The organism is Streptomyces sp. NPDC000229 (genome assembly GCF_040300825.1).
Taxonomy (GTDB): Bacteria; Actinomycetota; Actinomycetes; order Streptomycetales; family Streptomycetaceae; genus Streptomyces.
Genome location: NZ_JBEPEL010000011.1, coordinates 18,957 through 31,670, shown reverse-complemented (window position 1 = coordinate 31,670; position 12,714 = coordinate 18,957). Strand labels below are relative to the sequence as shown.

At 70.8% G+C, this 12,714-nt stretch carries 9 protein-coding genes; 4 read left to right on the top strand and 5 right to left on the bottom strand.

The window, feature by feature from the left end:
* Window positions 1-99 precede the first annotated feature (99 nt).
* Window positions 100-1,455 (bottom strand): APC family permease, encoded by a 1,356-nt coding sequence (locus tag ABT360_RS08870; RefSeq protein WP_351812922.1) that lies wholly within the window; start codon window positions 1,453-1,455, stop codon window positions 100-102.
* Between the two features lie 38 nt (window positions 1,456-1,493).
* Complete coding sequence (locus ABT360_RS08865; protein ID WP_351812919.1) at window positions 1,494-2,816, bottom strand: diaminopimelate decarboxylase; 1,323 nt, start codon at window positions 2,814-2,816, stop codon at window positions 1,494-1,496.
* A 223-nt stretch (window positions 2,817-3,039) separates the two neighbouring features.
* On the opposite strand from ABT360_RS08865, the gene hutU reads away from it, so the two are divergent.
* From hutU to hutI, 4 genes are read left to right on the top strand one after another with little or no spacing between them, the layout of a single operon-like run.
* Window positions 3,040-4,704, top strand: coding sequence for a urocanate hydratase (gene hutU, locus ABT360_RS08860; protein WP_351812916.1), 1,665 nt, complete (start codon window positions 3,040-3,042; stop codon window positions 4,702-4,704).
* 59 nt (window positions 4,705-4,763) lie between these two features.
* Entirely contained in the window at window positions 4,764-5,978 is a 1,215-nt protein-coding gene (locus tag ABT360_RS08855; RefSeq protein WP_351813129.1) for an allantoate amidohydrolase, read from the top strand.
* On the top strand, window positions 5,969-7,303 hold the full coding sequence (locus ABT360_RS08850) for a formimidoylglutamate deiminase (RefSeq protein ID WP_351812913.1): 1,335 nt from the start codon (window positions 5,969-5,971) through the stop codon (window positions 7,301-7,303). Before ABT360_RS08855 ends, ABT360_RS08850 begins: the two co-directional genes overlap by 10 nt.
* Before the next feature lie 35 nt (window positions 7,304-7,338).
* Window positions 7,339-8,586 carry an imidazolonepropionase gene (gene hutI / locus ABT360_RS08845; protein WP_351813127.1) on the top strand — a complete coding sequence of 416 codons (1,248 nt, stop codon included), beginning with the start codon at window positions 7,339-7,341 and terminating at the stop codon, window positions 8,584-8,586.
* Between the two features lie 473 nt (window positions 8,587-9,059).
* Here the strand turns inward: hutI and ABT360_RS08840 are convergent, their stop codons facing one another.
* The 3 genes from ABT360_RS08840 to ABT360_RS08830 form a co-directional block, all read right to left on the bottom strand.
* On the bottom strand, window positions 9,060-9,434 hold the full coding sequence (locus tag ABT360_RS08840; protein WP_351812910.1) for a toxin-antitoxin system YwqK family antitoxin: 375 nt from the start codon (window positions 9,432-9,434) through the stop codon (window positions 9,060-9,062).
* A 100-nt stretch (window positions 9,435-9,534) separates the two neighbouring features.
* Window positions 9,535-10,017, bottom strand: a complete 483-nt coding sequence (locus ABT360_RS08835; RefSeq protein WP_351812908.1) for a hypothetical protein — start codon at window positions 10,015-10,017, stop codon at window positions 9,535-9,537.
* Between the two features lie 41 nt (window positions 10,018-10,058).
* Window positions 10,059-12,683, bottom strand: a complete 2,625-nt coding sequence (locus ABT360_RS08830; protein ID WP_351812905.1) for a hypothetical protein — start codon at window positions 12,681-12,683, stop codon at window positions 10,059-10,061.
* Between the last annotated feature and the right edge of the window lie 31 nt (window positions 12,684-12,714).

Below are 12,714 nucleotides of genomic sequence, written 5' to 3'. Positions count from 1 at the left end.
CGCATCGCTGTGACGGCGACGTTACGCAACGTTCGCTCGGCTGGTGGGAGTTCTGGCATTTTCCAGAGGAACGTGCCCGGGAAGGGATAGGGTCGCCGGTTACGACTCTCCGCGTACCCGCATGACCACCCGGTTGAGCGCCCACAGGCCCACGCCGATCGCCACCAGCACCCCCGCCCGGATGTACACGTCCGCGTCCCGGTCGGCGAGGGGGCTGGCCAGGATCAGGGCGGTGATCGCGCCGAGGACCGGCAGCGCCGTCGGCGTACGGAAGTGCTGGTGCTCGACCCGGTCGCGGCGCAGGACCAGTACCGCGATGTTGACCACCGCGAAGACGCACAGCAGCAGGAACGCCGTCGTGTCGCCCAGGCCCTCGATCTCACCCGTCGACACGAGTCCGATCGCCAGGAGCGAGACGAAGACGATGCCGACGACGGGGGTGCGGCGCACGGCGAGGACGCGGCCCATGGCGCGGGGCAGGATCCGTTCGTTGGCCATGCCGTAGCAGAGGCGCGAGGCCATCATGATGTTGATGAGCGCCGAGTTGGTGACGGCGAACAGCGCGATGAGCGCGAAGGCCTTGGGCGGGAAGTCGAGTCCGCCGGCCTTGACGACCTCCAGGAGCGGCCCGCTGGACTTCTCCAGGGTGCGGTGGTCGACCAGGAGCGACGAGACCAGCGCCACCAGGACGTAGATGGTGCCGGTGACCGCGACGCCCAGGAAGATCGCCCGGGGGAAGGTGCGGACGGGGTCCCGTGTCTCCTCGGCCATGTTGACCGAGTCCTCGAAGCCGACGAACGCGAAGAAGCCGAGTGCCGTGGCCCCCAGCACGCTGGTGATCAGCGCGTAGCCGGTGCCGGACGCCTGGAACTCGCCCAGCCGCGACGGCTCCCCGCCGCCCGTCAGCACCGCCCAGGCGCCGACGGCGAGGATGATCGCCAGGCCGGTCAGCTCGACGATCGTGAGGACGACGTTCGTCTTCACGGACTCCGACACACCCCGGAGGTTGAGCGCGGCGAGGGCGAGGATGAAGAGGATCGCGATCAGGGTCGGCGGAACCGCGCCTTCCGTGAACTCCGAGAGGTAGTCCCCGCTGAACGCGCGGGCGGCCGCGCTCGCGGACGACAGGCCCGAGCACATGACCATGAAGGCGACGATGAAGGTCAGGAAGGGGACCTTGAACGCCTTCTGGGTGTAGAGGGCCGCCCCGGCCGCCTTGGGGTACTTGCCGACGAGTTCGACGTACGACGCCGCCGTCAGGACCGCGACGACGAAGCCGATCACGAACGGCAGCCAGAGCGCGCCGCCCACCTTGCCCGCCACCTTGCCGGTGGTGGCGTAGATACCGGTGCCCAGGATGTCGCCGATGACGAAGAGAATGAGCAGTTTCGGCCCGATGACCCGTTTGAGGGCCGACTCCTCGTGAGCTCCCGCGGGCTGTTCGGTGGTCGTCATGGGAGGGTTCTGCCCGGGCGGCCCGCAGAGATGCCCCTTCAGTCCATGAGGAGCGCGTCCGGGCGTTCCCCACCTGCCTCGGCGACGATCTCGGCCACGGTCTGCGGCGGGCGTACGGTGGCGAAGGAGACCGACCCGTCCTCGTGGGCGACGAAGCCGTACACGCCGGGGCGGACGAGGGAGTTGTACGCGTAGTGGTGCGCGAAGTAGTACGCCCCGGTGTCCAGCGCGGCCACGATGTCGCCCGGTTCGAGGAGCGGCAGCGGGCGGTTCACGGCCAGCAGGTCGCCCGCGAAGCAGGCCGGTCCCGCGACGTCCTGGTCCACCAGGGGGCCGCCCGCCTTGGGCAGCCCCTTGGCGTCGTACGCCACGATCCGCAGCGGCCAGGAAGCCGGGTCGTAGACGGTGCGGGTGGCGACCTGGACGCCCGCGTGGGTGACGGCGATGGGCCGGGATCCGGCCGTCTTGGTGTACTCGACGCGGGCCAGGACGGTGCCGTGCTTGGCCAGCAGTGACCTGCCGAACTCGGTGACCAGGCCGTAGCGTCCGTCGAACAGCCCCGGCACCTCGGCGGCGAGGAGCCGGGCGTACTCCGCGTACGTCGGTGTCTCGTCGTCGGAGGCGAAGTTCACCGGCAGCCCGCCGCCGATGTCGATGGTGTCGACCTGGTGGCGCCCGGCGGCCGCGTTGATCTCCTCGGCGAGCTCGTACACCTCCCTGATGCCGGTGACGAGGAGGGACAGCGGCAGACCCTGCGAGCCGGAGTGGGTGTGCAGCCGGGTCAGCCAGGGGCGGTCGAGGTACGCCCGTAGGACGCGGGCGCGGGCTCCCTCGTCGCGGAGCGCGATGCCGAACTTGGAGGTGGCGGTGGCGGTGGACAGGGCGTCGATCGTGCCACCGCCGATCTGCGGGTTGACGCGCAGCCCGAGCGGGGAGCGGGTGGGTGACTGCTGGAGGAGGGCGTCGAGGCGGGCCAGCTCCTGCGGGTTGTCGGCGTTGACGGCGATCCCGAGGGCGAGGGCCTCGCTCAGCTCGGCGGGCGTCTTGGCGGGGGAGTCGAGCACGGTCCCGGCAGGGTCGATTCCGGCCGCGCGGGCCAGGGCCAGTTCGCCGGGGCTCGCGACCTCGGCGCCCAGGCCCGCTTCGTGCAGCAGGCGCAGGACGGGGACGAGCGGGGACGCCTTGACGGCGAAGGCGTGCAGGACGGGCGCGTCGGTGACGTCCGCGAACGCGGCGCGGAGGGCGGCGGCGGAGGCGCGGACACCGGTGACGTCGAGGAGGGCGGCGACGGGTTCGGTCCCGGTGAGGAGGGCTTGGTCGACTGCTGCTCGTACGGCCTGGTCGCGACGGTCTGAAGCCATGCTCTCCAGCCAATCATCCGGTGTCGGGTGCCGCAGCCGTTGACTACATCTATTCATCCGGTCAATATGTGAATAACTGATTCTGCAATCCGCGGTCGGCGACCGCGACCGCGACCGTGATCGTGACCGTGTGCGCATGTGCGTGCGTGCGCGTGCGCGTCCGCGGCCGCGTGCGCGCCGCAACCGCAACCGCATCGGCATCCGCATCCAAGGAGGCATCCCCATGTCAGGACCCCGCCCCGTACGGGCCCCGCGCGGCACGGAACTGAGCGCCCTGGGATGGCAGCAGGAAGCCGCGCTGCGGATGCTGCAGAACAACCTCGACCCCGAGGTCGCCGAGCACCCCGACAAGCTCGTCGTCTACGGCGGCACCGGCAAGGCCGCCCGCGACTGGCGCTCCTTCGACGCCATGGTCCGTACGCTGCGGACCCTCAAGCAGGACGAGACGATGCTCGTCCAGTCCGGCCGCCCCGTCGGCGTCATGCAGACCCACGAATGGGCGCCGCGCGTCCTGATCGCCAACTCCAACCTGGTCGGCGACTGGGCGAACTGGGAGGAGTTCCGGCGCCTGGAGCAGCTCGGCCTGACCATGTACGGCCAGATGACGGCCGGGTCGTGGATCTACATCGGTACGCAGGGCATCCTCCAGGGCACGTACGAGACGTTCGCCGCCGTCGCCGCGAAGAAGTTCAACGGCACCCTGGCCGGGACGATCACCCTCACCGCCGGCCTCGGCGGCATGGGCGGCGCCCAGCCGCTCGCCGTGACCATGAACGACGGCGTCGCCATCTGCATCGACTGCGACCCGCGCGCCATCGAGCGCCGCATCGAGCACCGGTACCTGGATGTCAAGGCCGACTCCCTGGAGCACGCCCTCCAGCTCGCCGTCGAGGCCCGTGACGCCCGCCGCCCGCTCTCCATCGGCCTCCTCGGCAACGCCGCCGAGCTGCTGCCGCGCATGCTGGCCGAGGGCGCGCCCATCGACATCGTCACCGACCAGACCTCCGCCCACGACCCGCTCTCCTACCTGCCGCTCGGCGTCGACTTCGACGACATGGCCTCCTACGCGGCCGAGAAGCCCGCCGACTTCACGCAGCGCGCCCGGGAGTCGATGGCCCGGCACGTCGAGGCCATGGTCGGCTTCATGGACGCGGGCGCCGAGGTCTTCGACTACGGCAACTCCATCCGCGGCGAGGCCCAGCTCGCCGGCTACGACCGGGCGTTCGCCTTCCCCGGCTTTGTACCCGCCTACATCCGCCCCCTGTTCTGCGAGGGCAAGGGCCCCTTCCGCTGGGCCGCCCTGTCCGGCGACGCCGCCGACATCCACAAGACCGACAAGGCGATCCTCGACCTCTTCCCCGAGAACGAGTCGCTGGCCCGCTGGATCAAGATGGCGGGGGAGAGGGTCCACTTCCAGGGCCTGCCGGCCCGCATCTGCTGGCTGGGCTACGGAGAGCGCGACCGGGCGGGCGAGCGCTTCAACGACATGGTCGCCTCCGGCGAGCTGTCCGCCCCCCTCGCCATCGGCCGCGACCACCTCGACTGCGGCTCCGTGGCCTCCCCGTACCGCGAGACCGAGGCCATGCTGGACGGCTCCGACGCCATCGCCGACTGGCCGCTCCTCAACGCCATGGTCAACGTCGCCTCCGGCGCCTCCTGGGTGTCCATCCACCACGGCGGCGGGGTCGGCATGGGCCGCTCCATCCACGCCGGTCAGGTCACGGTCGCGGACGGCACCCCGCTCGCGGGCGAGAAGATCCGCCGCGTCCTCACCAACGACCCCGGCATGGGCGTCATCCGCCACGTCGACGCCGGTTACGACCGCGCGGACGAGGTCGCCGGCGAGCGCGGCGTCCGCGTCCCGATGCGGGAGGGTGACCAGTCGTGACCGAGTCCGTGGTCAGCCGGACCGCCGGGGCGGGTGGGCAGCCGCCCTCCTTCCACACCATGTGGGCCGACCTCGCACCCATCGGCCGCCACCAGGGAAGCGGGGGCTACCGCCGCTACGCCTGGACCGGCGCCGACGCCGACTGCCGCACCTGGTTCCAGGAGCAGGCCGAGGCGCGCGGGCTCACCTACGAGACCGACCGCAACGGCAACCAGTGGGCCTGGCTCGGCGACCCCCTCGGCTCGGACGCCGTCGTCACCGGCTCGCACCTGGACTCCGTCCCCGACGGTGGCGCCTTCGACGGCCCGCTGGGCGTCGTCTCCTCCTTCGCCGCACTCGACGAACTCCGCCGCAGGGGGGTGGAGTTCCGCCGGCCGCTGGCCATCACCAACTTCGGTGACGAGGAGGGCGCCCGCTTCGGGCTCGCCTGCGTCGGCTCCCGCCTCACGGCCGGGCAGCTGACGAAGGAGGCGGCGTACGAGCTGCGCGACGGCGACGGCGTCACCCTCCCCCAGGCCATGGAGGCCGCCGGGTACGACCCGGAGGCCATCGGCCCGGACCCGGAGCGCCTGGCCCGCATCGGCGCGTTCGTCGAGCTGCACGTCGAGCAGGGCCGCGCCCTCGCCGCAATGGACAGCGGCTCCGCCGCGGGCACCGGCTCCGCGGTCGGTATCGCCTCCGCGATCTGGCCGCACGGCCGCTGGCGGTACGACTTCCACGGCGAGGCCAACCACGCCGGCACCACCCGGCTCGCCGACCGCCGCGACCCGATGCTGACGTACGCCGAAACGGTCCTGGCCGCCCGACGCGAGGCCGAACTGAAGGGCGCCGTCGCCACCTTCGGCAAGATCGCGGTCGAGCCGAACGGCGTCAACGCCATCCCGTCCCTCGTGCGCGGCTGGCTGGACTCCCGCGCGGCCGACCAGGCGACGCTGGACGCGGTCGTGTCGGGTATCGAGGCGGCCGCCCACGAGGCGGCCACCCGCCAGGGCATCGACCTCACCGTCGTACGCGAATCCTTCACCCCCGTCGTCGAGTTCGAGCACGCCCTGCGGGACGAACTCGCCAAGATCCTCGGCGGCCAGGTCCCGGTCCTCGGTACCGGCGCCGGGCACGACGCGGGCATCCTGTCGGCGTCCGTCCCCACGGCCATGCTGTTCGTCCGCAACCCCACCGGCGTCTCCCACTCCCCGGCCGAATACGCGGCCGAGGACGACTGCGTGGCCGGCGTCCTCGCACTCGCCGACGTACTGGAGGGCCTGGCGTGCAGCTGACCTACTGGTGTGAACACGCCTGGCTCGGCACCCACGTCGAGCCGGGTGTCGCCCTCGACATCACGGACGGCCGCATCACCTCCGTACGCACCGGCGCCGGCACTCCGCCGCCGGGCGCCGTGCCCCTGCGTGGCCTGACGATCCCCGGCCTGGCCAACGCCCACAGCCACGCCTTCCACCGGGCACTGCGCGGCACCGTCCAGGTGGGCTCCGGCACCTTCTGGACCTGGCGCGAGGTCATGTACCAAGTCGCCTCCCGTCTCACCCCCGACTCCTACTTCGCGCTCGCCCGCGCCGTGTACGCCGAGATGGCGCTGGCCGGCATCACGGCCGTCGGCGAGTTCCACTACCTCCACCACGCGCCCGGAGGCACCCCGTACGCCGACCCCAACGCCATGGGCGAGGCGCTCATCGCGGCGGCCGGTGAGGCGGGCATCCGTATCACACTGCTCGACACGGCCTACCTGTCCTCCGGCTTCGGCGCCGCTCCCGACAAGCACCAGCAGCGGTTCTCCGACGGCACGGCGGAGGCCTGGGCCGAGCGGGCCGCCGGGCTGAAGGACCGTGACGGGGTCCGTATCGGCGCGGCCATCCACTCCGTACGCGCCGTCCCCGCCGCCCAGCTGTCCACGGTCGCCCGATGGGCCGCCGATCGGCAGGCGCCCCTGCACGTCCACCTCTCCGAGCAGACGGCGGAGAACGACGCCTGCCTGGCCGCCCACGGGTGCACCCCGACCCGGCTGCTCGCCGACCACGGCGTGCTCGGCCCCCGCACCACCGGCGTCCACAACACCCACCTCACCGACGAGGACATCGCCCTGCTCGGCGGCACCGGCACCGGCACCTGCATGTGCCCGACCACCGAGCGGGACCTCGCGGACGGCATCGGCCCGGCCGTCGCCCTCCAGCGGGCCGGCTCCCCCCTGTCGCTGGGCAGCGACAGTCACGCGGTGATCGACCTGCTGGAAGAGGCGCGGGCGATGGAACTCGACGAGCGCCTCCGCTCCCGCACCCGTGGCCACTGGACGGCCGCCGCGCTGCTGCACGCCGCCACCGCCGAGGGGCACGCCGCCCTCGGATGGCCGGACGCCGGCCGCCTCGAAACCGGGGCGCTCGCCGACTTCACGACGATCGCCCTCGACACGGTCAGGACAGCGGGACCGGTGCCGCGTCTGGCAGCTGAGACAGCGGTATTCGCCGCGTCGGCAGCGGATGTGCGCCATACGGTCGTGGGCGGCCGCCATGTCGTGCGGGACGGGGCGCACGCCCTGATCCCCGACGTGCCCCGAGCCCTGACGGACTCGATCGCCGCGCTGCACCAGTGAAACCGCTGAAGGAGACACCCCTCACCATGAACAACATGAGCAGCGGCCCCGAGACGACGAACAACCCCCCGGCGACAGCCGCCCCCGCGACGGCGAACAACACCGTCGCGGCGACGGCCACCGTCATCACCAACATCGCCAGCCTGGTCACCAACGACCCCTCCCTCGGTGACGGATCCCCCCTCGGCCTGATCCAGGACGCGGCCGTCGTCATCGACGGCGACCGCGTGGTCTGGATCGGTGAATCAAGCAAAGCACCCGCCACTGACAATCGGGTCGACGCGGGCGGCCGGGCCGTCATCCCGGGCTTCGTCGACTCCCACTCCCACCTGGTCTTCGCGGGCGACCGCACCGCCGAGTTCAACGCCCGCATGTCCGGGCAGCCGTACGCCGCCGGCGGCATCCGCACCACCGTCGCCGCGACCCGCGCCGCCACCGACGAGGCCCTCGAAGCCAACCTCACCCACTACCTGCGCGAGGCCCTCCGCCAGGGCACGACCACCTTCGAGACCAAGTCCGGCTACGGCCTCACCGTCGAGGACGAGGCCCGCGCACTGCGCATCGCCGCCCGCCACACCGACGAGGTCACCTACCTCGGCGCGCACATCGTCTCGCCCGACTACGCCGACGACCCGGCCTCCTACGTCTCCCTGGTCACCGGCGAGATGCTGGACGCCTGCGCCCCGCACGCCCGCTGGATCGACGTCTTCTGCGAGAAGGGAGCCTTCGACGGTGACCAGGCGCGCGCGATCCTCACGGCCGGCAAGGCGCGCGGCCTGCACCCGCGCATCCACGCCAACCAGCTGTCGTACGGGCCCGGCGTCCAGCTCGCGGTCGAACTCGACGCGGCGTCCGCCGACCACTGCACGCACCTCACCCAGGCCGATGTGGACGCCCTCGCCAGTGGCCGTACCGTCGCCACCCTCCTCCCCGGCGCCGAGTTCTCCACCCGCGCCGAGTGGCCGGACGCCCGCCGCCTCCTCGACGCGGGCGTGACGGTCGCCCTGTCGACGGACTGCAACCCGGGCTCGTCGTTCACGTCCTCCATGCCGTTCTGCATCGCGCTCGCGGTACGGGACATGGGCATGACCCCGAACGAAGCCCTCTGGTCCGCCACGGCCGGCGGCGCGGCCGCTCTCCGCCGCACCGACATCGGCCGCCTCACCCCCGGCGCCCGCGCCGACCTCGCCCTCCTCGACGCCCCCTCCCACGTCCACCTCGCCTACCGCCCGGGCGTACCCCTGGTGTCGGCGGTCTGGCGGCGGGGTGAGCGCGTCGTCTGACGGCCGGTCATACCTCGCCGTCCTCCCGGTGTCGTGCCAACCGGTGGCGAACAGGCCGAGCGCGCTGGGCGGCTCCGGGAGGAGCGGCGCACACTCGGTGCGGGCGTAGACGTTGAAGCCGGGCCCCGAACCGGCGTGCACCTCGGACACGAGGACCGGGGCGGTCGTGAAGCGGTCACACCGTACGCACATCCGCCCCGGCACACGGGCGGCCGTCATGCCGCCGACCCCGCGCAAGAGCCGGCGTACCGAGGTGGCCCAGCAGAGCGCCGGGCTTGAACCGCACACCGGTCAACGCCCCCAGGGGACGCCCGCCGCATCTACTTGCGCATCAGGAGGCGCCGCGACATGACATGCCGGAATGTGTAGTCCCAGTCACCCATCCATTCCACCGCCCGAAGGCGTCGCAGCATCACGGACGATCGGCCGGTCGCACCTCACCGAACCTGAGCCGTCCGCCGAATGGTTGTCGGTCACGGTGCGCTCCGTTCAGCGTCCGTGCGGCGCCAGGAGCTGAGGGGAACCGCGCACTCGTCCCACGTATCCGCCTCGATGACCGAGTAGCCGGTGTCGTCGAACAACTGCCGCGACTTGAGCGCCCCGTTGAGATGCCAGTCCTTCCACTCGCCCACCGCGCGGCCATCCCGGGCGACCCCCTCGGATCGCAGGGTGCCGTCCTGGTACCACTCGCGGGACAGCCCGTTCAGACGTCCATCGGTGTACTCGTCCAGGCTGATCAGCTGTCCGGCCTGGTATTCGGCCACTTCGCCGGTGAAGGGTTGGCCCCGGTAGAACAAGCAGCTGCTGGCGTCCATGTCGACGTCCGGATCGTCGATGTCGATTCTCATCCCAGAAAGTCCGCAGCGACTGCTAGAGCGACCCGCTACTGACACTGGTCGTGCTCCAGGAGGCAGGGGACTCTGCCGATCTCGCCCCGCACCAGGGCCCTCAGCACGCTCTGTCCAACTGGTCCAGCGCCACCGGGTCCAGACTTGCCAGCGGCTCCTCGTCTACATGTGACTGCCACCTACCAATGGGCACCCTGTACATTGCGAGGTCCACCACGCCGTTTTCAACGTTGAACGCGCCGCCACGCTCGAAAAGCAAAAGCAGAGGCTCGAAGGGATTCGCATGGCGCCGCGCGCTTTCGACGCCGGCATCCTCTAGCGCTGCCCAGTGGAGAGCGAATTGGCATAGCTTCCGCGCCCGAAGCCCGGGCACGTGATCCGCGGAATATTCATCCAGTTCGGCGACAAGGTCCGACGGCGCCCTTACGGATGGATCGACGGATGCTGCGATGTCGAAGAAGGGCCACTCGTCTGTCGCATCCAGTGCCTGCGCCCAGAGCGCCGAGCGGCGCAGGAACTCACGCAGTAGCGCGGCGCGAGACCCTGCCCGATCGTCGGCAGTGTCCCAGTCTGTCCAGTCCACAGCCTTCAATCTTGTCACGACGGCAGACGTTGATACTGCGTTCACAGCCCGAGTCCCCTCCTTGCTGCTCTGACCACTTCATCGAGATTCGACAGATCGTCTGCGATCTTAACCTTGGGTGGTTCCAGGCCCCATGCAGGCCAGAACTTGAGGGTGCCATCGACCGTGACCGGGGCTCCACGGAAGGATATGGGCGCAATATCGTGTGCTCCGAGAAGGTCACGCGGAATGGTCGAAGGCCCGCCCGACCAGGCATCCGGATGGTCCGACCGGTAAGGGAGACCGGCTTCGAGCAGGTGGTGCTCGACGTATTCATGGATGACAAGCCCGCGGAAGATGCCCTCATCGATGGAACCGGCCTTAATGGTGCCCCTTTCTGCACGCGTCCAGAGGTCCGCGATCTCGTCGTAGGCAGTGAAGTAGACATCACGCTGGACTTGCCCGGGTCCAGTTTGAACATCGTGCCGCTGGAGGAAAAGGTTCTCCTTCGCCCGGGTCACCACTTCTGGTGAAATGCCCATGTTCTCGGAAATCTTGGCAACGTCTTCCGTGCTCTCCCGGATCCGTGCGTATACTTTCGCCGCCTTGGGGTCGGGTGCCTCAGCGTAATTGACCGGCTCACCGTTGTGCGTGCCCCAGTTCTCATTGCCGAGCTCACCGTGATCGTCAGGTCCCCGCAGTGCTGCCGGGTCGTCACCACCAGGGCCGTTGCCCGCACCGGGGCCACTTCGCTCAAGGCCGACCGGGCCTTCACCGCCGCCACTCGCGGAGGGCTCTTCGGGCCCGTGGCCGTGAGCGCCCGCAGCACCGCCCGTCGGCTCGTAACTGTCGGAGGGGTCACGGCCGGGGGCGTTTGCGCTGCCATCCGGGAGGTTGTTCGCTGCTTGGCTGGTGGGCAGGTTGACGCCCGCGTTGCCACCCGGGGCGCGGTCCGCCGAACCCGGGCCGGAGGCCCGGAGGTCGTCGCCGAGGCGGCCCGTGTCGCCCAGGCCGGTGTCCAGGCTGTCGCCCACCCGCAGGACGTCGTCCGAGGCCGTGGCGCCCGCGCCGACCAGGGCCGGCTGTTTGGCCGGGGTGTCGACGCGGGAGGTGTCCGCAGGAGAGGTGGCCGCTCCCGGGGTGGCGGAAGGGTTCTCCTTCTTGGCCATCTCGGCGTGCTGGAGGAGGTTGCCGTCGGCGTCGTACAGGTTGCCCTTGGGGTCGACGTAGACCGTGTTGCCGTTCGGGGCGGTGAGTCTGGCCGTGCCTTCGGGGAGCGCGATGGTGCCGTCGGTGACCTTGAGGGTGCCCTCGGGCACCGGTACCGAGCCGGGCGGGGCCGGGGTGCCGGCGGGGAGGCGGACCATGCCGTCGCCGAAGTCGATGGATCCCGGGGGGATCGCGGTGCCGTCCGGGAGGCGGACCGTGCCCGGGGGGACCTCCACGACACCCGGGGGGACCTCCGCCCCGTCAGGGAGGCGCAACGTTCCGTCGGGAAGGAGGGAGGCCCCGGAGGGGAGCTCGACCGTGCCGGGCGGGAGGTTGACGTCGACGTGGCCCATACCGCGCAGGCCGGTCATGACGTCACCGATCTTGGACAGGCTCGCGGTGCCACCCTTGAAGAGGTACGTCGTCGGGTCGAACGCCCGGCCGGCCTTGCCCACGAAGGACAGGGCCTTGGCCGCGGCACCCGCCTTGCCCGCGCCCGACACCGCGCCACCGACGCCGCCGGTGAAGATGGTGGTGAGCACGTTGAAGGTCACGGTGCCGCCCGCCCGGGCGGGGTTCTCCTCCCACTGGTCCCAGGCGACGAACGCCTTGCCCGCCTCCTTCATCGCGGTACGCGACTCCCGCAGCCACGCCGGGAGCTGGTCGTCACGCGCCGAGCCGTACCACCCGCCCACGACCGGAACCGAGCTGATGGCCACTCCTGTGGCGACCATCCCCAGGCCCTTCCACGCCTGCCCGGCCTCGTCCCAGCCGTGGACGCCGACGAGGGTGCCCAAGCTCGTGACCGTGCCCCACACGCCGTCGACGAAGAAGCCCTCGAAGAAGTCACCGGCGTGCTCCCAGACCTGCCACCCCGGCGTCGACTCGGCGACCGCGTCACCCCATGGCAGGCTTTCGACCTGCTTGAGCGTCTCGGCGTCGTAGCCGTACATGCCCGGCTGGTGGGACCCGTCGTCAACCTTGAGCGGCGTGCCGTTGACAAGGGCGACGATCTTGTCATGGCAGGCCCTTTCGGCGGCCTGGAACTGGGTCCAGACCTCGGCGATCTCGTTCCGGCGGTCGAGGTTCTCGTCCGTCAGGTCGCCGTCCTCGCGCCACTTCTCGTCGTCGGCGATCTTGTCGCGGAAGTCGGCCGCGGCCTGCCGCAGATCGTCCAGTCTCTTCACCAGCGGACGGATGTCGTCGGCGTACGTCCCCAGCGCACCCGCGATCACACAGAGGTCCGAGCCGACCTCAAGTGCCTTGTCCTGAACCGGCTGCGTGGTGGCGAACAACTGCTCCGCCTCGGGGGCCTTGTAGAAGGCCCGCAGTCCACCGAAGGACGTATGGACGTCCCCTGCGGCGGTGGAGATCTTCACCCCGGCGCCGGACAGGGCCGTCACCTTCTGCTCCAGTACGGCCTCATTGCCGGTGAAGACCGGGACTTCCGCCGGATCGACCGGTGCGTCGTTGCTCAACTCTTCGTCCCCCCGGGCTCCTTCGGCAGGT

Excerpts from the sequence above, each read along its gene's own strand:
- ABT360_RS08870 (WP_351812922.1), bottom strand. The coding sequence starts at position 1,455 with ATGACGACCACCGAACAGCCCGCGGGAGCTCACGAGGAGTCGGCCCTC.
- hutU (WP_351812916.1), top strand. The coding sequence starts at position 3,040 with ATGTCAGGACCCCGCCCCGTACGGGCCCCGCGCGGCACGGAACTGAGC.
- ABT360_RS08855 (WP_351813129.1), top strand. The coding sequence starts at position 4,764 with ATGTGGGCCGACCTCGCACCCATCGGCCGCCACCAGGGAAGCGGGGGC.
- ABT360_RS08865 (WP_351812919.1), bottom strand. The coding sequence starts at position 2,816 with ATGGCTTCAGACCGTCGCGACCAGGCCGTACGAGCAGCAGTCGACCAA.
- hutI (WP_351813127.1), top strand. The coding sequence starts at position 7,339 with ATGAGCAGCGGCCCCGAGACGACGAACAACCCCCCGGCGACAGCCGCC.
- ABT360_RS08840 (WP_351812910.1), bottom strand. The coding sequence starts at position 9,434 with ATGAGAATCGACATCGACGATCCGGACGTCGACATGGACGCCAGCAGC.